The organism is Streptococcus chenjunshii (genome assembly GCF_003086355.1).
GTDB classification, from domain to species: Bacteria; Bacillota; Bacilli; order Lactobacillales; family Streptococcaceae; genus Streptococcus; species Streptococcus chenjunshii.
Genome location: NZ_CP031733.1, coordinates 763,335 through 786,297, shown reverse-complemented (window position 1 = coordinate 786,297; position 22,963 = coordinate 763,335). Strand labels below are relative to the sequence as shown.

General features: G+C 42.6%; 19 protein-coding genes. 4 read left to right on the top strand and 15 right to left on the bottom strand.

Going from position 1 to position 22,963, the window contains the following annotated elements:
* Positions 1–19 precede the first annotated feature (19 nt).
* The 4 genes from pepF to DDV21_RS03935 all read right to left on the bottom strand — a co-directional run bounded on the left by pepF (position 20) and on the right by DDV21_RS03935 (position 5,252).
* The gene (gene pepF / locus DDV21_RS03955; RefSeq protein WP_116878474.1) at positions 20–1,819 is read right to left on the bottom strand and encodes an oligoendopeptidase F; all 1,800 of its coding nucleotides are present in this window, start codon (positions 1,817–1,819) and stop codon (positions 20–22) included.
* An 893-nt stretch (positions 1,820–2,712) separates the two neighbouring features.
* Entirely contained in the window at positions 2,713–3,666 is a 954-nt protein-coding gene (locus tag DDV21_RS03945) for a competence protein CoiA (RefSeq protein ID WP_116878476.1), read from the bottom strand.
* A 293-nt stretch (positions 3,667–3,959) separates the two neighbouring features.
* Positions 3,960–4,661 carry a glucosamine-6-phosphate deaminase gene (gene nagB / locus DDV21_RS03940; protein WP_116878477.1) on the bottom strand — a complete coding sequence of 234 codons (702 nt, stop codon included), beginning with the start codon at positions 4,659–4,661 and terminating at the stop codon, positions 3,960–3,962.
* A 99-nt stretch (positions 4,662–4,760) separates the two neighbouring features.
* Entirely contained in the window at positions 4,761–5,252 is a 492-nt protein-coding gene (locus DDV21_RS03935) for a VIT1/CCC1 transporter family protein (RefSeq protein ID WP_116878478.1), read from the bottom strand.
* Positions 5,253–5,408: 156 nt separating this feature from the next.
* Between DDV21_RS03935 and queA the strand changes: the two genes are divergently transcribed.
* The gene (gene queA / locus DDV21_RS03930) at positions 5,409–6,437 is read left to right on the top strand and encodes a tRNA preQ1(34) S-adenosylmethionine ribosyltransferase-isomerase QueA (RefSeq protein WP_116878479.1); all 1,029 of its coding nucleotides are present in this window, start codon (positions 5,409–5,411) and stop codon (positions 6,435–6,437) included.
* A 244-nt stretch (positions 6,438–6,681) separates the two neighbouring features.
* On the opposite strand, the gene DDV21_RS03925 is transcribed toward queA, so the two are convergent.
* Complete coding sequence (locus tag DDV21_RS03925; protein WP_116878480.1) at positions 6,682–7,023, bottom strand: ribonuclease; 342 nt, start codon at positions 7,021–7,023, stop codon at positions 6,682–6,684.
* Positions 7,024–7,041: 18 nt separating this feature from the next.
* Positions 7,042–7,563 (bottom strand): hypothetical protein, encoded by a 522-nt coding sequence (locus tag DDV21_RS11880; protein WP_241964699.1) that lies wholly within the window; start codon positions 7,561–7,563, stop codon positions 7,042–7,044.
* A 302-nt stretch (positions 7,564–7,865) separates the two neighbouring features.
* Between DDV21_RS11880 and DDV21_RS03915 the strand changes: the two genes are divergently transcribed.
* A complete protein-coding gene (locus DDV21_RS03915) occupies positions 7,866–8,768 on the top strand; it encodes a cation transporter (protein ID WP_116878481.1) in 903 nt (300 codons plus the stop codon).
* A gap of 533 nt (positions 8,769–9,301) precedes the next feature.
* On the opposite strand, the gene DDV21_RS03910 is transcribed toward DDV21_RS03915, so the two are convergent.
* The 8 genes from DDV21_RS03910 to DDV21_RS03875 form a co-directional block, all read right to left on the bottom strand.
* On the bottom strand, positions 9,302–9,940 hold the full coding sequence (locus tag DDV21_RS03910) for a hypothetical protein (RefSeq protein ID WP_116878482.1): 639 nt from the start codon (positions 9,938–9,940) through the stop codon (positions 9,302–9,304).
* A 253-nt stretch (positions 9,941–10,193) separates the two neighbouring features.
* A complete protein-coding gene (locus tag DDV21_RS12090) occupies positions 10,194–10,409 on the bottom strand; it encodes a GNAT family N-acetyltransferase (protein WP_338418944.1) in 216 nt (71 codons plus the stop codon).
* Between the two features lie 201 nt (positions 10,410–10,610).
* Complete coding sequence (gene buk / locus DDV21_RS03900; RefSeq protein ID WP_116878483.1) at positions 10,611–11,720, bottom strand: butyrate kinase; 1,110 nt, start codon at positions 11,718–11,720, stop codon at positions 10,611–10,613.
* Positions 11,721–12,013: 293 nt separating this feature from the next.
* A complete protein-coding gene (locus DDV21_RS03895) occupies positions 12,014–13,009 on the bottom strand; it encodes a phosphate acyltransferase (protein ID WP_116878484.1) in 996 nt (331 codons plus the stop codon).
* Between the two features lie 8 nt (positions 13,010–13,017).
* Positions 13,018–13,251, bottom strand: a complete 234-nt coding sequence (locus tag DDV21_RS03890; protein WP_116878485.1) for an acyl carrier protein — start codon at positions 13,249–13,251, stop codon at positions 13,018–13,020.
* Between the two features lie 450 nt (positions 13,252–13,701).
* A complete protein-coding gene (locus DDV21_RS03885; protein WP_116878486.1) occupies positions 13,702–14,124 on the bottom strand; it encodes a Zn-ribbon domain-containing OB-fold protein in 423 nt (140 codons plus the stop codon).
* Between the two features lie 2 nt (positions 14,125–14,126).
* Entirely contained in the window at positions 14,127–15,428 is a 1,302-nt protein-coding gene (locus DDV21_RS03880; protein WP_181963484.1) for a thiolase family protein, read from the bottom strand.
* Positions 15,429–15,470: 42 nt separating this feature from the next.
* Positions 15,471–15,869: a hypothetical protein gene (locus tag DDV21_RS03875; protein ID WP_116878487.1), complete on the bottom strand. Its 399-nt coding sequence runs from the start codon at positions 15,867–15,869 to the stop codon at positions 15,471–15,473.
* A 434-nt stretch (positions 15,870–16,303) separates the two neighbouring features.
* On the opposite strand from DDV21_RS03875, the gene DDV21_RS03870 reads away from it, so the two are divergent.
* Complete coding sequence (locus DDV21_RS03870) at positions 16,304–17,893, top strand: PucR family transcriptional regulator (RefSeq protein WP_116878488.1); 1,590 nt, start codon at positions 16,304–16,306, stop codon at positions 17,891–17,893.
* 62 nt (positions 17,894–17,955) lie between these two features.
* On the opposite strand, the gene DDV21_RS03865 is transcribed toward DDV21_RS03870, so the two are convergent.
* Positions 17,956–19,695: an FAD-dependent oxidoreductase gene (locus tag DDV21_RS03865; protein WP_116878489.1), complete on the bottom strand. Its 1,740-nt coding sequence runs from the start codon at positions 19,693–19,695 to the stop codon at positions 17,956–17,958.
* Positions 19,696–20,435: 740 nt separating this feature from the next.
* Between DDV21_RS03865 and DDV21_RS03860 the strand changes: the two genes are divergently transcribed.
* A complete protein-coding gene (locus tag DDV21_RS03860) occupies positions 20,436–22,943 on the top strand; it encodes a carbohydrate-binding domain-containing protein (protein WP_116878490.1) in 2,508 nt (835 codons plus the stop codon).
* Positions 22,944–22,963: the final 20 nt, after the last annotated feature.

The following is a 22,963-nucleotide window of genomic DNA, read 5'->3' as shown; positions in this document are numbered from 1 at the left end:
TCATTATAACAAAAAACGACTAAGAATCAGCTTTTTGAATCAATTTTTCCAATTCATCCAGACGGTCTGCAAAAACACCAAAAGCAGTATCAAGATAAGCTTCATTAGTCATGTCAAGACCGGCTTTTTGAATAACCTTAAGCGCATAATCAGAGTTTCCGGCTTTTAGGTAGGCAAGATAGCGGTCTTTATCTTCCGGCTGCCCGTACATTATTTTGTCTGCCAAATAACCGGCAGCGGCAAAACCTGTCGCATACTGATAAACATAGTAATTGTAGTAAAAATGCGGAATCCGGGCCCATTCGTACCGTATCAGATGATTGTCCTCTTTGGCTAGGCCATAGTATTTTTCATTCAGATCAGCGTAAAGATTGCTGAGAAAATCACTGGTCAGTACTTCACCGTTTTGGTCAGCCTCATGAATTAACTGCTCAAATTCCGCAAACTGAGCCTGGCGGAAAACAGTGCCTTTAAAAGCATCTAAGTAATGGTTAAGAATAGCAAAGCGCTGACTGTCATCAGTCACTTCCTGCAAGAGCGTTTCGGTCAGGATATTTTCATTGGTGGTAGAAGCGATTTCGGCCAGAAAAATACTGTAGTCACCGTATACATAAGGCTGATTTTCTCTGGTAAATGTCGAATGCATACTGTGGCCAGTCTCGTGTACAAGTGTAAATAAGTTATCCAGTGTGTCCTGCCAGTTGAGCAGCATAAAAGCGTTTGTATCATAAGAACCGCCAGAGTAAGCTCCTGAACGCTTGCCCTTATTTTCATAAACATCAATCCAACCATCATTAAAGGCGCGGTGAACACGCTCAGAATATTCCGACCCCAGAATAGAAAGCACTTTTTCTGCTTTGCCGCGTGCTTCTTGATAGGTAAAAGGAAGCTCTGTCTGCGATAAGGGGGCATAGAGATCGTACATTTTTAAGTCATCAAGTTCAAGAACTCTTTCACGCAGTTTAATATAACGGTGAAGCAGCGGCAAGTGCTTATTAACAGCCTTAATCAAGGTATCATAAACCTTCTCGGGAATAAAATTAGCTGACAGAGCCGCTTCACGTGCACTGCTGTATTTACGGACTCGTGCCTGATAATTATGCCCTTTGACTGTTGTCTGCAGTGTTTTGGCATAGGTGTGCTGATACTGCTCATAAACACTGTACATCGCTTCGTAAGCCTGCTTACGGATCTTTCTGTCTTTTGCTTCCATCAGGCTGATAAAGTTGCCGTGAGTCAGCTGAATCTCTTGTCCGGCCTCATTTGTTACAACTGGCAGGACAATATCGGCATTATCAAGGACTTCAAAAGTTTCACCAGCTGCCCCTAAAATTTCCTGAGCACCTGCCAGCAGCTCTTCTTCAGCCTGTGACAAAACATGTGACTGCTGTTTAAAAAGTTTATCAAAAAAATGACTGTAGGCAGATAAAGCCGGTGTTTCAGCCAGAAAAACAGCAAAATCTTCCTGTGACAGAGACAGCAGCTCCGGCTCATAAAAAGCGAAAGCCTCACTGAACTGAGCATAAAGCGCTGTCGCCTTAGACTGAAATTCCTGATATTTAGCCACCGTCGTATCCTGATCATTCCTCATTGAAGCATAGACATAGACTTTTTCCAGACGACGGGACAGAGCCAGCTGCATCTCAGTAATTTCCAGCAGCTTGTCCCCCGAATCTAGCAGATGTCCGGCGTACCTGCCTGCTGTTGCAATTTCAGCAGACAAATTCTCTGCCTCAGCTTCCCATGCTTCATCTGTCGCAAAAACAGTTGTCAAATCCCACTGATACTCTTTAGCCATCTGGCTGCGATTATCTGACATAAAAAACTCCCTACCAAGATATAAGACCGTTAAGAGCGCAAAGAGAAAATAGGCGGTAAGTCCGAAATCTTTGATTTCGCAGACGCACCCCTGCCAGGATGACAAGAAGGGTGCGGTCGGCTGACAAGACGACAAAGCCTTCAGTCATCTACGGCTGGCTAAGCCTTGTGACAGAACCTCAAATGACAGGTTCACTCACTCTCCCATTTTCAAGTTCGGGCAGCCTGTGCACTCCCGCAGCTCTTAGGGCGTGTTCAGTTCCAACAAGATACAAAGCCCGTTAAAAACGCAAAAGGAAAATAGGAGACTGACCGCTGAGTCATTAAAGACTCAAGGAAAGTCTATCTTTTTCCCACAGCGTTTAGGGCGTGTTCAATTCCAACAAAATAAACAGATTTCTCAGTTTTTGCATGTCTGCTTTATTTAAAAAATGGGAAACCATTATTTGTATCTCAAAATGTTACTGCTTTATTTTACCATAAAACAGTTGACTTGGTTTTATCAAAATGGTCGTCAAACTAAAAAACTGTTTCAAACTTCTAAAACAGTGCAATGGTATTGAAAATGATGGACAGCGCTTCACCGCATTTTACAGCAGAAAATTAAAACACTTAAAAAACCTCAGAAACTGCTTCACTGAGGCTTTTATGATATTCCTGACCGGCCTGTCAGCTTCCCTAAATTATTACCGCAGAAATGATGAAAATGATGCACGCTTCTGCAGTCGCACCTCTAAATCAAGTCTTTCACACAGAACAGAAGACCATCCAGAAGCTCTTCTGAAGTCTCTTTGAGATAGCTTTTAAACTCTTGTATTAAAAGCAAGGACAGTCAGCTGTCGGCGACACCTTAACAGTCATTTCGGTATTTGCTGCTGTTAACAGCCCTCTGGTTTACTCATATTCACTGAATTTTTGATAATAGACCGGAGGAAAAAGTCTCTGCTCTCTGTCAGCCCCCCGCCTGCGGTAATAGGCAAAAAAAGCCTGCTGAAAATCTGACAGTGCCTGCTGAATCTGGCAAAAATTTTGGCTGTCAGCAAAAGGACGGACTTGAGGGTAAAAATCATCCAGTTTTTTTGTCAGTAAATTAGATCCTTGTTTATATTCTTTTTCCTGCCATTTTCGCCACTTTGGATGGCCGTAATAAAGCTGTTTCTGAATATAAAGCAAAAGCCGGCTGTCCATTTTTACCTTATAAGAAATGAGCGGCTGAGCTTTGAACGGCAGCCGCAGAAATTCTAATAGGTCATCAGTAAATGCACAAGTCTTTGTCAAATAATGGAGCTTCCCGTGTAAATCCTCATAAATCAAATACTTCAACCGGAGTTCTTGTTTTTCCTGATTCAGCTCCCAGCAATGAAAACCCATATTTTGCGAAAAGTAAAGAAAATGCTTTTGCAGCCCAGTAATGGACTGTTTCAGCCATAAACGCCTGCCTAACAGCCACAGAACTTTATAGCCTGCATCAGAATAAGCCTGTGTCCGCCTGTTCAGGCGTTTAGAAGGCAAAGGGCTGCACTGTACTTCTAAAGCCAGCCGGTTATTAATCATAATATCGGCAATCTGACCGCATTCTGGCAAAAACTGCTCTACAGTAACCTTATCTGTTCGAGAAAGGCTCTGATAAAGTCCTGCCTTTAAACGCAAATGCTCTGCTGATTCATTTTCATTATAAAAATGACAGGCTTTACGGCTGATATGAGCGAAATAAGGCCGGACAATCCGGCCTGAACGCAGACACAGAGCAGATTTACAGGCCGGACAGAAGAATTTTTGCCCTTCCTTTTTAGGAAGGCTGGTTAGCAGATTTATCAATTTGCCTTCATCATCAAGCGCTACGAACATAAACATCCTCCACCTTATTATTCGAAAAACTATTGTTCTTTATTTTAGAGAATGCAGAATAACTCTCTTTTCTTTACTCCAAAAAAGAATGAGGCTGGGACAAAAAGTCCTGCCTCATTTTACTTTTTTAAACAGATGAGCTTGGCGCAGCAGCTGATTGGAAGTTCTTATCCCATGTTGCACAAGTGATAGCGGCCTCTCTAATCAACTGTGCGGAGGCGGGATGGCAAAATCGAAAGTATCATGCTATGACAATTTACCAATTTTTATCCCACTCTCTGTTTCCAGCTAATTTACAATAAGGAAGCTGCCACCTCATCCAAAATCACAAAGGCATCTGCATGCCTTTGTAAAATGCTGGCTGGAAGCTCTTCGGTTACTGGGCCGTTAATCATCTTCGCAGCCGCCTCTGCCTTTTGCTGACCGTAGGCCATCAGTACAAGTGTTTTGGCAGACATAATAGAAGCAATACCCATGGAGAGAGCCTGGTGCGGAACTTCCGACTGGTCAGCAAAAAAACGGGCATTGGCCTGAATGGTTTCTTGTGTTAAATCAACCAAATGCGTCTGCGAATCAAAGGATGTTCCGGGCTCATTAAAGCCGATATGACCGTTCTGACCCAGACCTAAGATTTGAAAATCGATAGGATACTGTTCAAGAAGGCGGTTGTAACGACTGATTTCTGCATCAATGTCTTCTGCTCTGCCATCGGGCAGAAAACTTTCCTTGAAAGGTTTATGGATAAACACATTTTTTTCCATAAAATAATGGTAAGACTGAGGATTGTCTGCTGCTAATCCGAGGTATTCATCCAGATTGATGCTTCTCATCTCTGAAAAATCAAGATCGCTGTCAGCTATTTTTTGATAGAAAGCCAGCGGTGTGCTGCCAGTCGCTAAGCCTAACGTTTTAGCGCCGGCTGCTATCTTTTCTTTTAAAAGGGTGAAAGCCATCTGGGCGCCTTCTTCTTGATTCTTTACTCTGATCACTTTCATAATCTGTCCTCCTATTGGTCTATACCAAGTGCTGTCTTTAGTATATGGTATAGACCAATATTTGTCAAGAAAAAAACCTCTTATCCTTAAAGAAAAATATTATACCAGTCTGCCCAAAAACTGGCCGACATAGTAGGCAAAGAGAGCAGCAGCTAAACCAACAGATAGCGTACGAAGAATCTCTTTCATCCGGCTTTCTTCAGTAATGACAGCTTTAACCAAACCAAGCAGAACCAGAGCTACTGATACTAAAAGACAGGCCAAAGCAAATGTTCTATCCTGCAGAACCGGCCATTGGTTGAGCAGCAAGTAGGATAGCAGAGGGATAAGTCCGAACAGATTAAAAGATAAGAAAGTAGCCAAAGCGTTTTTAAGGGCATGTTTGCTGCTGGTGTTTTTTTCAGTGGTCGAACTGAGATAATCCCCTACGGCCATCGAAAAGCCATCTGCAAAAAGATTAGAGAAGCCCAAGACAATAATAGCGGCCAAGCCTAAGTTCCCGCCTACAGATCCGGCCACAACTGCAAATGTTGTGATAATACCGTCCATGCCGCCATAAACAATTGATTTCGCATAATTCTTGACAAACATGAGACCACCCTCTCTTATTTACTAACTTTATTATAACACTTATTTAGAATCATTACAAATAAACTTATAAATGTCAGCAGTCAATCAGCTTTTCCCACAATCGCTTTTCTTCATGGTATAATAGAAAGGCTGATATTAAGAGAAACAGGAGAAAAAATGAAAACAGACAGCTTTGACTTTAACCTGCCGGAAGAATTGATTGCGCAGACTCCCTTAGAAAAGCGGGATTCTTCCAAACTTCTGGTTATTGACCGCAACACACACAAGATGCTTGACAGTCATTTTGACCATATTATAGATGAACTGAATCCGGGAGATGCTCTTGTCATGAATGATACAAGAGTTCTGCCGGCCCGTCTTCACGGAGAGAAAAAGGAAACACACGGCCATGTAGAGCTGCTGCTGCTTAAAAATATTCAGGGCGATCAATGGGAAGTCTTAGCTAAACCGGCTAAACGTCTGAAAACAGGCAGTCAGATTAGTTTTGGAGATGGACGTCTCACAGCTATAGTGGTCAAAGAGCTGCCGGAAGGCGGACGTCTTGTAGAATTCAGCTATAAAGGAATTTTTTTAGAAGTTTTGGAAAGTCTTGGGGAGATGCCGTTGCCGCCCTATATTCATGAAAAATTGGCAGACCGAGATCGCTATCAGACCGTTTACGCTAAAGAAAACGGCTCCGCCGCCGCTCCGACAGCCGGGCTGCATTTTACACCTGAACTGCTGCAGAAAATTAAGGATAAGGGTGTCAAACTGGTTTATCTGACCCTTCATGTAGGACTGGGAACCTTCCGTCCGGTTGCAGCCGACGACATTAAAGAACATAAAATGCATTCTGAATTTTACACGCTTTCCGAAACTGCCGCTCAGACTCTGCGGGACGTTAAGACTGAGGGCGGACGTATTGTTGCTGTCGGAACCACCTCTATCCGTACATTGGAAACAATCGGCCGGAAATTTCAAGGACAGATTCAGGCTGACTCCGGCTGGACAGATATTTTTATCAAACCAGGCTATCACTTTCAAATAGTGGATGCTTTCTCAACCAATTTTCACCTGCCCAAGTCCACCCTCATTATGCTAGTCTCAGCCTTCGCCGGACAGGAATTTGTCCTAGAGGCTTACCAGCATGCTATTGAAGAAAATTACCGTTTCTTCAGCTTTGGTGACGCCATGTTTGTCAAATAATAGGAATAAGGTATTGATTAAAAAAAGTCCTTAGAAAAATATCACTTTCTGAGGACTTTTTTTAAGCCGCCCTTTTTGTAAAAATCAATCATAATAGGTCATTTGTTTGAAAAAGTACAGCTTTTGATCATCTTTTTCGGAAGTCATAAAAAATGAAGGGACAGCTAATATAGAGACGCTGGTTTATTTTCTGAGGAAAATCTTATGAATGCAAAAAGACCTCACAGAGAGGCCGCAGCAATGATTATTCTTGCTTATTCTTAGATTTCTTCCATTCTATAAATTCCTGAAATTCTTGGTAATCTTTTTGTACTAAGGGTTCTGCTTCTTCACCTGTTGGCGGTGAAATAAAATCAGCTACCTTTTCAGCTATAGGATTTTTAATCTTCATTTTTCGCTTCCGAAACTGTCTTCCAGATTTAACAGCTGCATTTGCGTTGATTTTATTATTTAAAACATTGCCTGCTATAGCCCCCAAACCGAGCCATTTAGCGATATTAGCAATATTAGAAAATACAGAGGCTACTGTCACTAGACCAATAATAAAGATAAAGAAAAACATCATTAAAATAAATTCCCAACTCATCGCATCCCCCTTTTATGTTTACTGTAAAGCAATCGCCATTTGGTCAGTATAAGATTTTAGTTCATCGCGGTATTCTTTTAGAAATTCAACTAAGTCAGCTTTACCAATAATCTTTGCGTTTCCCATGGGCCCATACTCTGCTTTTTGCTGCTCAATACTTGAAGTTACTGAGTCTCTCATGGATTGATAAGAAGCTGCATCACCTAAGCCATATTGTGATACTACCGTTTCATAATTTGTGATGTATTCATTGACAATTGTTTCATACATTTTTAAATAATCATTATAGGTCACAATGCTTTCAATTGTTGTGTCTGCTGTATCGGTCGGTGCAAAACCACTATTTACCGTCTCTGTTGAAGCATCTGTACTTTTTGAGGAAGAGATGGCATTATTAGAAACTGCAGATGATGCTGAAGAAGCACTATCATTACTATTATCTGATTCTCCAAAGAAAAACAGCAACCCACATACACCAGCAACAACAATAATACCAATAATACCAAAACAGCCAAAGCACCCTTTTCCTACTTTTTTCATTCTTTAATCTCCATTCCTTAATTTTTTCTTAAAACTATTATATATATTGTCAAGTCTGCAATGACAGCATTTATAAGGAAATGACAGCATCACACTTCCTGATTTTACTTTTTATTTATCATATCAACCACATGTCCTTATTATTTTTTTGACATTCGCTATCTGAGACTGTTTTTATAACAGCCAGTTTGTTTCTAAAAAGATGGGGTTAAAATGCAGAATGATGCTGTTTTATAAGAATTGATAACGCTTACATTTTATGGTATAATATAAGTGATACTTAGTCAGTAAAGGAGGGTGCCATGAATCAAAAAGCTATTGAAAAAAAGTCTTTGATGGTGTCAACTTTCGGCAACGGTTTCATGGGCGCAGCCGGGGTGGCTGTCTATGTGATTACGGATTTGAACGCTCTCCTGCTGGATGCTGTTTTTTCAGTGATTACTTTTATCTCCTCAGTAATGGCCTTTTATATTTCCAAAAACAGTAAAAAGCGGACCGCTTCTTTCCCGAATGGCATGTATTTTTTGGAGCCTCTCTATGCTTTTATCAAGTCTGTAGCAACGCTGATGCTGCTGGTTATTGCTTTTTTGGAATCCGCTGCTAATGCCTATGCTTATTTTGTTGATCATGTCGGCCTTCCCATGAATTCGGGCCCAGTAGTGCCCTACACTTCTCTTATGGTTCTTATCAGTTTTTCTTTGGCTGCATACAACCGCAGACAAAATAAAAAAATCAGCAATATCAGCACCATTTTAACAGCTGAAGCAAAGGGCAATTTTGCAGACGGCCTGATTTCTGCCGGAGTAGGCTTGGCTTTTTTGCTTTTATATTTTGTGCCTATTGAAGGTTCTTTAGGTTTTCTTCATTACACTGGAGATTTTTTTGTCACTGCGGTTTTGGTCGCCATTTCTATTAAAGAACCTGTTCAGACTTTGATTGTCTCCTTTAAAGAATTTGCCCATTCAACAACACAGGATCATTATGTCATCGAACGTGTACATCATATTTTTGCTAAGCACTTAGCCGATGAAAAGGAAAATCTTAATATCCTGATTTTTAAACAGGGTATGAATATTAGTATCAAGGTTTATGTCTTGGCGGCGGAAGAACCGGAGTTTATTGACCGACTGCTGCAAAACAAGGATGATGTCAGTCAGGATTTGGAGCAGACTTTCGAACATTTCAGTTTAGAGTACTCTTTTTAAACTTATCAGAAAAATCACACTGCTGTTCTGATTTTATTTCTTAAAAAAGCAAACTGAAGCTGAGACAAAAATATCTCAGCTTCAGTTTTTAGGAGATTTATGAAAAAGATGCAGCCACTGTTTGAGCAAAACAGCAGTGCACACAGTCTGACCTGCTGACTGTGAAAGTTTTAGGAGATAAGTTTAGTATAACGTCAGATGCTTAAAGGAAGCTTAAGAGAGGTCGATTTACTAAAAATAATTCACAGTCTGACCTTCTGCATAAAATAGGAAGTCAGCCGCTTTTTTATTGCCAGTCTCATCAGCTCTATTTCAAAAATACAGATTAGGGTTTGTAGTAAGAATTTCCGGCCTTTGTATCTTGTTGAATTGAACACAGCCTAAAATCCTAGTGAAAAAGAGACGCAATCGTAGGAAGCGCAAGCTGACGTACGAGTGTGGCTACTCTGTGAGTATGCCTGACATCGTGATGCAAGCATCACTTGTCAGACCCTATTTTCATACGGATTTCTTAACGGCCTTTGTATCTTGTGTTAGAAGTCTTTCCAGTCAAACTGTTTTATATCAAGGGCTGTTCTGCCAGAATCAAAAGTTGGTACCGGATTGCCTTCACTTATTTTAAATTCCTGTTCTATCAATACATCATAGCCGCTATTATCAGCTCGCAGCTGATAAAGATAGGCAGTCCCCTCTCCATTTAGGGAATGCCACTGAGCATAAGCTACCGTACCATCGTCATAAATAACTGCACTTTCGCGGCTGCCGCCTGCTGAGGGAACATAGGACTGAGCCAGATAAGCCGGAACTCCGTTTTGCAAGTAGTAAATGGCCGCTAAGGAAACTGTCCCTCCAGAAGAATAACCGGTAATCAGTTCATTAGTACCGTTATGATCGATGTCATAGAATGCATAATAATCAGCAACAGTATCAGACTGATCTGCTGCTACTTTTTGCAGTGTTTCAGCGTATAATTCTTCGTCAGATAAGCCCGCTTCTGCCTCAGTACTCTCTGAAGAAGTGCTTGGGTTTGAACTCGACTGACTGTTGGCTACTGTTTCTTCTGTCGCGGCCTGGCTGAAGCTCCCTTCGGGTGGCGCTGCTTTTTCCTGACAGGCAGTTAAGAGAAGAGTTGCTGATAGAAACAGTAAGACAGTGAAAGCATGGTTTTTCATAGTCAATTCCTTTCATTTTAATGTAGACTGGTTTTATTCCTATTATATTCTTAAAAACGAGCTTACTATAGTTTATAGTAATAAGAACAGATATTTTCAATTGGCCGTCTTTCATTCGAAAACCGTCCGGAATTGTTCCTAACTGAATAAAACCTAACTTTTCGTACAAACGGCGGGCAGAAATATTGCTTTCTACGACAGCATTAAATTGCAGAATCCGAAAATCCAAATCTTTGACTGCAGTCAGACAGTGTTAAACCAGCGCTTCTCCCACCTGGAACCCTCGGGCAGCGGAAGAAACAGCATAACTGGCATTGCAAATGTGACCGCAGCGTCTAATATTATTAGGATGCAAAATATATAATCCCACTATTTTTCCACCCATTTCGGCCACAGCCGTATAACCTTGCTCAGCAAAGAACTCCTCTGCTGCTTTTGTTAAAACCTCTTCCTGTGGATTCGAAAAGATTCTGTTCTTTGCGACTGTTTAGGTTCCCATTGCTATGACTATTATAGCAAAAAACTTTTAAGTTAAGATGAAATTTCTTCATTATAATAATTTTCAGACTGTTCTCAATGTATGAACATATTCAGTCTTTTCCTATCTGCCAATTAACAGCAAAAGCAAAAAAGCAGTACAGCCAATCACCTTGCTGTACTGCTGCTTGAATCAAAACGGAAACGCCTCTTTAGTCCAAACAGGCCGACCTGTATAAGTTTTTACCTCTTCCTGTCCTGCCAAAACTCGGCTGACGCCATTGGCCATTGCCTGCATTTCAAATTCTCCCGGATAAGCGTAAACAGGGGCTATCCACTGACAATAGTCAGTGATTTGACTCACTAAGTCCGCATTATTAACCAAACCGCCGCTTAGCAATATAGCTTGAATATCGCCTTTTAGAACAGCAGCCATTTGCCCGATTGTTTTAGCGATTTGATAAATCATGCTATCCCAAGCCAGCTGTTCGGCCTCAGCTCCTCTTTGTGCAGCCGCAAAAATGGCTTTAGCATCTGCACTTCCTAAAAGACTGATAAAACCACCGTTTTTTGTACACAGTTTTCTGAGGTCAGAAGCAGAAGCACCCTCATTGAGAAGCTCTGCTACTCCCGTTAAAGGCAGGCTGCCAGCACGTGTCGGTGCCATCGGTCCTTCGCCTCCGACAATATCTGTACCATCAATCATCTGACCTCTACGATGAGCAGAAATCGAAATTCCCCCGCCAATATGACAGACGATATAATTAACTTTTTGATAGACTTCTTTTTGTTGCCCAGCATGGTGCAAGGCTGTTTCCTTAAGATTCAAGGCATGGAGATGACAGGTGCGGTAAACGCCTTTAACTCCTGTCATCCGAGCCAGATCCTGATATTCATCCGTATCAGGAGGATTAACCACAAAAGCCGAACAAGAAGCCTTGCGGGCAAAATAGCGTGCCAACTGAGGACCAAGATTGGCCGGATGCTCTACCCCATTAGCCCCATTCTTAGCATCCCTGTACAACTGATCATTGACCTCGTAAACACCGCCTGCCAGCGGCATCAGACCTCCACCTCGTCCAACAACAGCATCCAAATCACTCAGTGTCATCGAACTGTCTGCGAGACATTTTTCAATCAAGGTTTTGCGGTAATCTAATTGCTGTGAAAGTCTGTCAAATTGTGCTAATTCACTGCTGTCATGAGCAACATTTTCTGTAAAAACAGCTTTCTTGCCCTCAAAATAAGCAATCTTAGTCGATGTTGAACCAGGGTTAATCGTTAAAATCTTATATTCAGCCATCTATCCTCCCTTCCAACAAGATACAAAGGCCGTTAAGAACGCAAAGAGAAAATAGGAGCCTGACCGAAGAGTCATTAAAGACTCAAGGAAAGGCTGTACTCACAGAGCAGTCACACTCGTACGCCAGCTTGCGCTTCCTACGATTGCGTCGCTTTTTCTCACAGCGTTTAGGCCGTGTTCAATTCAACAAGATACAAAGGCCGTATAGAAAGCAGCAGAAAATCAGCGACCCGACTGATGTGGTATAAACATGAGTGAGGCGTCTTTTCTGGACTTTCAGACCATGTTCAGTTTTAATACATGGCTCGTACGGCAGTTAGAGCGATGTTGCCCACCAGCTCAGAAACTGGGGCACTGCGTGAACAGTCGCTAATCACCTTATTCATACCGGTAATCATGGGGCCGTAAGCATCAGCCTGAGCAAATTGCTGAACCAGTTTCACTCCAATATTGCCCGCATTTAAATCCGGAAAAATGATAACATTCGCCCGTCCGGCAACTTCAGAAGACTGCGACACTTTCTTAGCTGCAGATGATGGATTGATGGCAGTGTCAAGCTGAAACTCACCTTCAATTGCTAAATCCGGCCGCTGTTCATTAGCTATTCTGACTGCTTCAACGACCTTGTCTGCCAATTCACCGCTGCCGCTGCCCAAACTGGAGTAAGAAAGCAAGGCACAGCGCGGTTCCCAATCTAAGAGCGAATGCACTGTTTCACAAGTGGCTATAGCAATACTGGCAAGTTCTGATGCATCAGGATTTTGGCACACTGCCGCATCGCCAAAAGCAAGCAAATCACCTTCAGAACCCTTGAAACCAGGGATTTGCATAACTCCGCAGCTTGAAACTGTGCTTATCCCTTTTTTTAGACCTACAATACTTTGTCCGGCTAAAATAATATCGCCTGTTGGTTGAGAGATTCCGGCGAAAGCTGCGTCAGCCTTATCCAGGGCGGTTAAAACCAAAGCATAATATAAGGGATCAGCCAGCCGGCGTTTCAGGGATTTTCCCTTAAAAATAGCATAAGGATAATTAGCGTAGGCACTCAGTAAGGTCTCTTTTAACTCATCATCCTCTACATCATAAATCGTAAACACCTGGCTGTCTAGCTGCAGATCTTGACACAGTGCTTTAATCTTTTGTGGATAGCCCACCAAAACAGGCTTAATATAACCTTTCTTTCCAGCCTGATAAGCCGCCTGCAATATTTTCTCATCATAGGCTTCAGGAAAAACCATACGGGCAGGCTGTTTCTGAGCTTTCTGATAAACTCTTTCCAATATATCCATAGCAGTACCTACACTTCTGCGGCTACAGCTGCAGTCAAGTCAGCGACTGTTTTAAACTTAGCAGCCTCAGAAATAGGAATCATAACATCCAGTTCTTCTTCAATGTTAGCAATCAGACTCACCATGACAAGCGAGGAAGCGGCTAAATCATCTTTAAAGGCTGTGTCTAAACCTATTTCAGCAACATCTTTATTAAAAGCCTGTGCAACCAATTCCAAAACATTTTTCTCTAATTCAGTCATTACAAAACTCCTTTACACTAAGATACAAAGGGCGTATAAAAATCCGTATGAAAATGACGGTAAGCCAGAAATCTCCGATTTCGTCTGCGCACCCCTGCCAAGATGACTAGAAGGGTGTGATCGTCTGTCAAGACGGCAAAGCCTTCAGTCAGCTACGGCTAGGGTTGTTTAACAAGATACTTGCATCACGATGACAGCCATCTTTTTCACTAGGATTTTAGCCCGTGTTCAGTTCATCAAGATACAAAGCCCGTTTAACGCTCACAGCAAAAATGACGGTAAGTCAGAAATCTCCGATTTCGTCTGCGCACCCTTGCCAAGACGACTAGAAAGCTGCAGTCGACTGTTAAGACGGCAAAGCTTTCAGACGTCTACGGCTAGTTAATTTGAAATCAGTTCTAAACTTAGCTATGTCTTTTTGCAAAGAACTTAAGGCGTGTTCAGTTGATTTTACGGTGCCTTTTCCAGAAACTCTTCATCAACAGCAAAGACAACCATTTTATAGCCGTCCCTAGGAACAATAACAGCATGGACGGGGACATCCGGGAGATGCGCCTCCATAAAATCACGGTTTTTCTTTTTGACGCCTTTTATAATACAGTTAAAATAAGCTCCTTCAGTGATTTCAACCGATCCGTAGGCATAAGGCTTCAGATCGTCATTTACTGGCTGATGGGTCATCATACCCGGCAGAAAGAAGTCAACCATTCTGCCTTTTCCGGAGATTTCAACCCAGTTCATATCATGTAATTCCCCGCAAGCGTTGCAGGTTAAAACGGGAGGAAATTCCACTGCACCGCAGCCCGAACATTGGCGTCCCAGCAGCTGACCCTCATCTAAAGCATCATAATACTTTTTTACAATTTTTTCCATAGCTATCCCTTTCTCAAAATCGTCGCTGATACATTTTGACTGCCGCCAAAACCGCGCAGCATAGCTGTTTTTGGCAGTTTTTTAACTTGACGCTCACCGCATTCACCGCGCATCTGTTTAACAGCCTCATAAATATCAGCTAAACCAGAAGCTGCATGGGCATGACCAAAAGAAGTCCGGCCGCCATTGGTGTTTATTGGCTTGTCTCCATCAAAGCGGGTCCGGCCATCTAAGACATACTGATAACCATTTTCTTGCGGGAGATAGCCAGCTATCTCAGCAGCATCTAAGTGTGAAGTGATAACAAAGTCATTGGCGTAGAAAAGGTCTATCTCTTCTGGTTTGATGCCGGTTATGCCATAAACTTGCTGGCAGGCCTCGCGTGTTGCCCGGCGTTCTAGGTGCGGATTAGAAGCCTCAAGAGCGGACGAACCGGTACCTAAAACAACAATCGGCTGATCTGTATATTGATAGGCCATTTCTGTCGGGCAGACGATAACTGCCGCTGCGCCTTCACTGCGTTCTTCCAGTCCGCTTACGCGCATATAATCTCCAATTTTGGGATTAAAAGGTGACTGCATGAATTCCATAGCGGTGGAGAAGCCTTTTTCTTTAGCCGCTTCATCATAAGTCTGCCGTAGCTTTGCTAAGGGATCTTTGGAAGCATTATAGCGATTATTGACAGCCATTGCGCAAAGAACTCTGTCCATTGTCTCGGCGTCTAATTTATGATCTCTGGCATAAAGGGCTGCCAAATCATCGAAAATGGTATACATGCCGGCCTGCATTCCTCTGGTGTAGGCTCGGTCGTAGATATATTTTAAAGACGTGTTAAATTCTTCTAAACTAAAACTGCGACGTTTATGAGCTGGCTGCCCTTCAACCGGAAGACTGGCACCCATATCTGCTGACCCTGACAGAACAATATCATATTTCCCGGAAGCTACTGCCATAACAGCAATTTCTAGAGCCAAATAGCCTGTGCAGCAAGCTTCCGAATGATGCATTGAACCTTTACCTTTCATGCCAAACCAATTAGCGACCTGCATGTTAGGTGTGATATACTCGGAAACAAAGTTAGGGTTGGCCTGCCCATGAAAATAATAGTCAATATCTTTAGGCTCTACTCCTGCATCCTTCATTGCTTCAAGCGCTGCATAACCAAAAAGTTCCCCTTCTGTCAGGCCCTCTGTCTCGGGGCTCCCTAAAATTTCCATAAAAGGCGTGCAGCCAACTCCTATAATGGAGACGCTGCGGCTGTAAGACCTTAGCTGCGTGTGATTCATTACGCCTTGGTGTTCCATAAATGATACCTCTCTTACTTCTTAAGAATTCTTTTGTCTGCATTAAGATTTGCCCTTCAGATAGACTTTAGCTACTAAGCTAGAGACTGTCACTGCTGTTAAGTAAAAAACCGGAAGTGTTTTTGCCCAAAGCTGAAGCTGGCCGACTGTCAGCGGCTGCTGCTGAAAAGTCAGAATAAAAGTGATGCAGGTCACGTTGACAAAAGCCGTTAAAATCAAGGTACCCGTCATCTGAGGAAGGCTTACTTTTTTAGCAGCCGACCGCCCCCAGCGTTCTAAGGGAAAAACAGTTGTTAAAAACATAGCAATAACAAATCCTTCCGCAGTTGGGAGAATAAAATTAGACCAGTCAGGCCCCTGCTTCAGCAAAAGCAAAGTTACACAGCTCAAAGCCAGTGATACTGCCGCATTCATCACACCGTTAAATTTCAATTTTCCCATTTCAACCCCTTCCAAATAAGATACAAAAGCCGTGAAGAACACAGAAGGAAAATAGGCGGTAAGTCCGAAATCTTCGATTTCGCAGACGCACCCCTGCTAGGACAACTAGAAAGGTGCGGGAAGCTGTCAAGACGACAAAGCCTTCAGACGGCTATGGCTGGCAAGCAGCAAGACAAAACCCCAACGCATAAGCTTCCCTCACTTTCCCATTTCTAAGTTCGGGCTGGCATCATCCGATGGATGATGTCACTCCACAGCTCTATGCCTTCTCCTTTCTGTTCTTATTTTCTAAATTGATTATATCCCTTCTTTAGTGTCTTTATTTCGTAAGCCCTTACAAAAAACAGCTGAAAGATGGTATAATTCTTGTGACAGATTACAACTGAGCACAGCCTTTGTATTTTAATATTTGTATCTTAATAAAGGAGGTTAAAATGCGCTTAGATAATATTATCAATGCTTTAGTCAAAGAAAAGATACACATTATTCAGTTTGGCAATCTGCAGCTCAATATCAGTGATATGCTCGAAACAACTTGGACTGACTTAGCTCAAGATGCACGGCCTGGCATATTGTACAGCTTAAAAGGAGACTTCACCAAAATTCTAAAGGAGAATCCGGCAGAATTAACCTTACTTTGTCCGTTAAATAAGGAAGAAGCTTTAACAGAATTGTGCCAATCTTTCCCTGCTGCAACCATTATCATTGCCGAAGATGAAAAGCACAGACAGCAGATTCAAAAAATTATTGAACAAGAGCTGCATACTAACTATGTTGCCTTGGAACGGTTAGAAGAAGCTTATCATGCTACCTTTGCCGGAGCTGATTTCCCAAAATTGGCGGAAATCGGTTCACGAATTTTTGACAATCCTGTTTTTATTTTAGATAATCTGGGGAACTACATTGCTTTCCCGCCTGCAGAAGCAAATGAAGCGACTATTTTAAAGGAAGAGCGGCAACACGGCCGAATTTCTCAAGAAAATCTGAGCGTGCTCAAAAAATTAAAGGTCGATAAAATCCTTCAAAAAAGCGGTAAACCCTATCTTTTTGACAATCCTATCCTAAATTGCAAAACCTTAGTTGATTTTATCCGGCTGAACGGTACAGTCTTAGGCCGTCTGATGATATATGAAAAGAACCGTCCGATATCTCAGGGGGACAGGATTGTGTTCATGCATTTTGCACACCTTGTTGCTCTGGCTTTCACCCACGATCGCAATTATCTTATGAATAAGGAAGCGGCTTATTCTTACTTTTTACAAGCCTTGGTTGATAAAGATAAGGGTTCAGCTTCCATCAGCAATCCGCAAATTGAAGATATGAAACTGAACGTTCTTTACTATAAACGCGTTCTGGTCGTTTCCTTTATAAAACCAGTTGCTTCTGAAAACAATCGGCTGGTTCTGGCTAAACAGCTGCAGCAGCTTCTAGGAAGTGCGCTTTTCATGTTTTATGAAAACAAAATGGTCTTCCTCGTTTCCGGAAGCCAAAAAAATTTTATGCAGACCCGCACAAAAGATCTGCTTGATTTTTGTCAGACTGCCCAGCTCCGTTTATCCGCCAGTCATATTTTTTACGATTTTAAAGAGTTCCGCCCTATGTTCCAGCAGGCAAGCCAAGTTGATCAGATGATTGTAAAATATCATCTGCAGGGCCATCTCTTTTCTTATCGTTATCTTGCCAGCCTCATCACCTTAGATTTACATCGTTCCGGCCGCCCAATTTTTATCCATCCGGACATCATCCAGCTTTTAAAAACGGACCAAGAAAAAAAGAGCTATTTACTACTGACTTTAGCTTATTATATTTTATTTAACCAAAATACCAATGCCATTGCCAACCAGCTGTGGATCCATGCCAATACACTGCGTTACCGTATTAAACAAATCAAAAAAATCTTAGCCAATGACCTTGACGATTGGCTGCTCTTAAAGACCTACTATGATTCTTTAGTTCAGCTCTTTCAAATCGGTGATATCAGCGATCAAAATTTAATTTTAAAAAATGATTTACATTTTCTTTAAATATTTTTCTATCATAATAAGGCAGTCAGGCGACATACAATCCTGACTGCTTTATTCATACTTTATTTTTTTAGTAAGCTGGCCAAGGCCAGACCCACCATACGGCCGGAGTTGAGAGCAAAGCCCATAGAATTTCCGGGCAGAGTAAAATTATAACTATCGCCATAAATCGTATTAGCGTCAGAACCAGCACTGTAAAGACCAGGAATAATGCGGTTTTCCACATCCAGTACCTGACAGTGCCTATTGATTCGGACGCCTCCCATTGTACCGTAGGCACCAACATAGTATTTACCGACTAAATAGCCTCCCGCACCTGTAATTGGGTGTAAGTAGGCCTTTTTTTTGAAAAATGCCTCATCATAGCCCTGAGCACAATAGCTATTGTACTCGTCAATGGTTGCCTGTAGTTTTTCTCGAGAAATTTGGAGCTTCTGACTTAATTCTGCGATAGAATCTGCTGTCATGATTGCATCATAACCATTCTCTTCAGCCTTTTTAATATCCTCCTCAAGCAGCTGAAAGCCCTCAGTCGGATGTACTAAATCGACAATGTCCGGTCCCTGTTCCTGATAATGTTTCAGAATTTCCCGATCCATAATACAGTACGCATAATGACCTGGCTGAAGAGCAATAGCATTTCCGGCAAAAGTGGTATTGCCCATATCACCTTCATTCATGAAACGTTCACCGCGCTGATTTATCAGCAGATTTGGCTGGCGCAGCACACCATCAGCAATCATATACTGCAGATTATGCGGCAGAACAAAAATACTTTCTGTTGCTAAGCCAAACTTCTGCGCTCCCGCCTTCCACATCATTTGCAGACCGTCGCCTGTGATTCCGGGAACATTAAAGGTAAAGAAATCTTGATTTAAGTGATAGCCAAACTCCTCAGCAAGCATCTTAGCATTAGAACCAAAACCACCCGTACAGACTACTACAGCTTGAGCCTGCACCTTGATAATACGGCCGGTCTTGCTTTTAGCCAGCAGGCCGGTAACTTTGCCATCAGACGTGATAAGATCGTCCACTGGAGTATTCAAATAAAAACTGACACCTAAATCCTTAGCTCGTTTTGTCAGCGCTTTATTCATAGGCGCTGCGGCACCAGGTCCAATTTTGCCATCATTATCGACAATATGCCAAGTTGCTTCTGATTCTTTGAAATAGCGAAAAGCTCCAGCGAATTTGACCCCCATATCTTCCAGCCACTCAATAGTCGCGCTTGAAAGCTTGAAATAGGTTTGAACCAAATCACTGTCAACACGGTAATGAGTATATTCCATTTGCTTACTTAACGCTTCTTCGACTGAAATATTATTAAATAAAGCTCTCTGAATTTTAGTGTCAATACCCAAAGGACCCATCCCCATATTAGCAGTCCCACCTGTAATAGCCTGTTTCTCAAAAACAGCCACCGACAATCCCGCTTCTGCTGCAGTTACAGCTGCTGCCAATCCGGCTGGCCCTGCCGCAACAATAGCAACATCAACTGTCAGCTCCTGATTTGTTAAATCTTCTTCTTCCTCCAAGCCAGCCTTCAGCAGAGCATCTCTGACGGCTTCCATAATTGCATGTGAAGAAACGCTGGCTCCGCTGACTGCATCAACTGTTGTTGATTGAGCAGCTAAAATCCGTTCAGGAATTTCTGTCACTGCCGTATCAGGATAAGCAGGTGAACCATGTTCTCCTAGTACCTTAACACTTTTAATGGCACTCTCAGAAACCTCAACTTCAACATCATAATCCCCATGCTGCCCCTGTCCTTTTCCAAAATACGTTCCAGCTTTAAGTTTCATAATAACCCCCTCCAACAAGATACAAAGGCCGTGAAGAACGCAAAAGGAAAATAGGAGACTGACCGCTGAGTCATTAAAGACTCAAGGGAAGTCTATCTTTTTCCAGCAGCGTTTAGGCCGTGTTCAATTCCAATAATATACAAAGGCCGTTAAGAAATCCGTATGAAAATGACGGTAAACCAGAAATCTCCGATTTCGTAGGCGCACCTCTGCCAAGATGACTAGAAGGGTGCGGTCGTCTGTCAAGACGACAAAGCCTTCAGTCAGCTACGGCTAGGGTTGTTTAACAAGATGCTTGCATCACGCTGGCAGGCATACTCACAGAGCAGCCACACTCGTACGTCAGCTTGCGCTTCCTACGATTGCGTCTCTTTTTCACTAGGATTTTAGTTTAGGCCGTGTTCAATTCTACCAAGATACAAAGGCCAAGAGAGCATCTTTCTCCTAAGCTCTCGAGTCAGACCTAATTTTTCTGGTTCCGATTACTGTCATCATATCACAGAAAAAGCTCTATTGTATTGTAAATTAAAACAATTGTCCCCTTAAATGGGGGCAAATCCTGTCAAAATAATACAAAGGAGTCCGTGCAACAAGAATAAAACTGGATACCCCCCCTGGAAAAATCATCACAATCCGGCTATCATTTGAACTGATGAATTTTTAATCATTTTTTATTTAGGATTTCCTTAAGCCTTTCTGTATAGACTATATGGCTAGTAAGAAAGAAATGAGGTTACTCAATGAGTAAAAAAGTTTTATTTAACCGCTCTGCATTTTCGCAGGCAAAAGGACATGGTGTCAAACGTAAAACCAAACAAGGTTTAATCACAGGACTTGTTCTGGCGGCTGCTTTTACGATTACAGGTACAGGGCAAAACGTTTTTGCTGATGATAGCAGCACTGCAGGTGCTGCCGAAACAGCTGCAGCAGCCGATGACACAGTATCTGAAACAGATACAGAAACGCTCACCGCAGATACAGTCAGTCAAGATAAGCTGACTGCCGAAACAGACACAACTGATACAGACGATTTTCAAGAAAATAGCTTATCGGCCTCTGCCTCTGAAATCGCTGAACGTTCGGAAACTGTTACAGAAGGAAACAGCGATACAGAATTCCGCAATACTAATGCTGAAATTAGGGATGCCCAAATGGAAACTGCTGCAGAGGACAGTGAGGTTAATCTAAGCGAAGCAGAAGCAAGCTCAGATGAAAATACAGCCACTATTTCTATCTCCACCGAAGGTGTTTCTGCTAACTCTGATAGCGTGACGGTTTCAGAAAATAATATTACCATCACCCAAGCCGGCAGCTATAGTATTACAGGAGCAGGAGACGGCTACTCTATTACAGTTGATTCATCCGTTACTGAAGCGGTGACGCTCAATTTTGACAATCTTAAATTAACAAACTCCAGCGTCTATACAAGCGGCGATCTCTATATTTTTATATTGTCTGACAGCTCTGTTTCCTCAGCTTTAGCCAATACTATTGAAGCAGAGGGAGCCCTTTATGTGACTTCCAAGGATAAAAGCAGTCTGACCGTCAGCAGCAGTGTCAAACATGCCCTCAAAGCAGCAAGTGTGACCATTGACGGTGCAGTACTCAACCTAGTCTCTGCGTCCAAAGACGGTATCCATGCAACGACCGATGTCAAGTTTATCAACTCGACAGTCTTTATCACTGCAGGTGACGATGGGATTCAGATTGAAGATGATACCGATGTCAATTCTGCCGACTTGACCATCACTGATTCAACAGTTACCATAAATGCTGCTGATAAAGGGATTACTGCTGGCGATGAAGTGACAGTTGAAGGAAACTCTGAGGTTACCATCACGGCTGGTGATGAAGGGATTGAGGGACGCTCTATCAATCTCACAGGTGGGACTATTACCATCAATGCTGGGGACGACGGCATTAATGCAACGGAATGGACAAGCAAGGACAGTGCAGATTTGTCTCAACTGGTTAATTCAGCTGACGACATTGAAAATGAAATCGCCATTACCATTGCTGGTGCAACTGTTTATGTGACTGCCGCTGCTGATGCTTTGGACTCTAACGGCAATTTGACAATATCGAGCGGCAATGTCTATCTCGCCCAAACATCCATGGATAATTCCGCCCTTGATTACGACGGAACGGGAACCATCACTGGCGGGACAGTCTGGGCTATCGGCAGCAGCGGTATGGCACAGGCCTTTATGACAGGATCAAGCCAAGCCTATATTATGGTCAATGTCTCAGGCAGTCAAGGGGATATGATTACAATCACCGACAGCGATGGAAATGTAACCGCATCAACAACTGCTGAGACCGACTTTTCAAATGTCATCTTCTCCAGCGAACATGTAAACTCAGGATCAGCCTATACTGTTACAGTTTCAAGCGGCGCTTCTGCCGCTGCAGCAGCCACTGCCGAAACTACAGCTAATGGATTTGGAATGGGGGCTCCTGGTATTATGGGTGATAATGCCATGCCCGCAGGCAATCCACCAAGTTTTGATGAAGGCATAACAGCAGCTGATGGGTCTGTCATCTTTCCTGACTTTTCTCAAATAGACGGAAGTGAAGAGACGACTGCAGTTCCTAGTGATACTGCTGCTCCTCTCTTGCCCAAAGAGACGGATATCTCTGGAAGAAACAGCAGTTCAGCAGGCGACTCTACAGAAGCTCCTCTTCCTTCTGAACAAGCAGCCTTTGACAGTGACGCAGATTCAGAAACAATTACTCCTTCTGCCAGCAGCAGCCAGTCTCAGACAGAAGAGGAAGATGACTCAGAGAAAAACACTGCTGAGCAAACAGACAAAGCTGAAACACAAAAAAATACAGAGGCTGCAAACGACAGTGATGCTGACTTAAATTTAGAAACGAAGGCCAAGCAGATAAAAGAACAAACAGAGGCTAAAACAAACTTTTTAGAGGCAAAACATACAAATCAGCCTGAAACAGCTCCTGCACCCTATTCAAATACCGGAAATGTCTATAGGACTAACAGTGAAAATTTACATCCCAGCGGCAAATTCTCGGCATTTACAGCAGGAAACTACAGGGAATACTTATCAGCAAACTCAGTTCCTTATCCTGCTTTTGCTTATTCTGACCTCAGTTCAAACAGATACAGCCTGACAAACAAACAGCACGGCCCTTTCCGTGCTGCAGCACAAACACAGCCTGCTGTCAGTCAGAAGCTTGCCGTAAGGTTTAAAACTAAAACCTGGAATAAGTCCGGACAGTATATATAAAAGGCAAAAAAACAAAATCC

What these genes read in the sequence shown, in the direction of transcription:
- DDV21_RS03870 (WP_116878488.1), top strand. Translation starts at nt 16,304, where the DNA reads ATGCGCTTAGATAATATTATCAATGCTTTAGTCAAAGAAAAGATACAC.
- nagB (WP_116878477.1), bottom strand. Translation starts at nt 4,661, where the DNA reads ATGAAAGTGATCAGAGTAAAGAATCAAGAAGAAGGCGCCCAGATGGCT.
- DDV21_RS03925 (WP_116878480.1), bottom strand. Translation starts at nt 7,023, where the DNA reads ATGAGTTGGGAATTTATTTTAATGATGTTTTTCTTTATCTTTATTATT.
- DDV21_RS03880 (WP_181963484.1), bottom strand. Translation starts at nt 15,428, where the DNA reads ATGGAACACCAAGGCGTAATGAATCACACGCAGCTAAGGTCTTACAGC.
- DDV21_RS03890 (WP_116878485.1), bottom strand. Translation starts at nt 13,251, where the DNA reads ATGACTGAATTAGAGAAAAATGTTTTGGAATTGGTTGCACAGGCTTTT.
- DDV21_RS03935 (WP_116878478.1), bottom strand. Translation starts at nt 5,252, where the DNA reads ATGTTTGTCAAGAATTATGCGAAATCAATTGTTTATGGCGGCATGGAC.
- queA (WP_116878479.1), top strand. Translation starts at nt 5,409, where the DNA reads ATGAAAACAGACAGCTTTGACTTTAACCTGCCGGAAGAATTGATTGCG.
- DDV21_RS03945 (WP_116878476.1), bottom strand. Translation starts at nt 3,666, where the DNA reads ATGTTCGTAGCGCTTGATGATGAAGGCAAATTGATAAATCTGCTAACC.
- DDV21_RS03915 (WP_116878481.1), top strand. Translation starts at nt 7,866, where the DNA reads ATGAATCAAAAAGCTATTGAAAAAAAGTCTTTGATGGTGTCAACTTTC.
- DDV21_RS03895 (WP_116878484.1), bottom strand. Translation starts at nt 13,009, where the DNA reads ATGGATATATTGGAAAGAGTTTATCAGAAAGCTCAGAAACAGCCTGCC.
- DDV21_RS03860 (WP_116878490.1), top strand. Translation starts at nt 20,436, where the DNA reads ATGAGTAAAAAAGTTTTATTTAACCGCTCTGCATTTTCGCAGGCAAAA.
- DDV21_RS03910 (WP_116878482.1), bottom strand. Translation starts at nt 9,940, where the DNA reads ATGAAAAACCATGCTTTCACTGTCTTACTGTTTCTATCAGCAACTCTT.
- DDV21_RS03885 (WP_116878486.1), bottom strand. Translation starts at nt 14,124, where the DNA reads ATGGAAAAAATTGTAAAAAAGTATTATGATGCTTTAGATGAGGGTCAG.
- DDV21_RS03865 (WP_116878489.1), bottom strand. Translation starts at nt 19,695, where the DNA reads ATGAAACTTAAAGCTGGAACGTATTTTGGAAAAGGACAGGGGCAGCAT.
- buk (WP_116878483.1), bottom strand. Translation starts at nt 11,720, where the DNA reads ATGGCTGAATATAAGATTTTAACGATTAACCCTGGTTCAACATCGACT.
- DDV21_RS11880 (WP_241964699.1), bottom strand. Translation starts at nt 7,563, where the DNA reads ATGAAAAAAGTAGGAAAAGGGTGCTTTGGCTGTTTTGGTATTATTGGT.
- DDV21_RS03875 (WP_116878487.1), bottom strand. Translation starts at nt 15,869, where the DNA reads ATGGGAAAATTGAAATTTAACGGTGTGATGAATGCGGCAGTATCACTG.
- pepF (WP_116878474.1), bottom strand. Translation starts at nt 1,819, where the DNA reads ATGTCAGATAATCGCAGCCAGATGGCTAAAGAGTATCAGTGGGATTTG.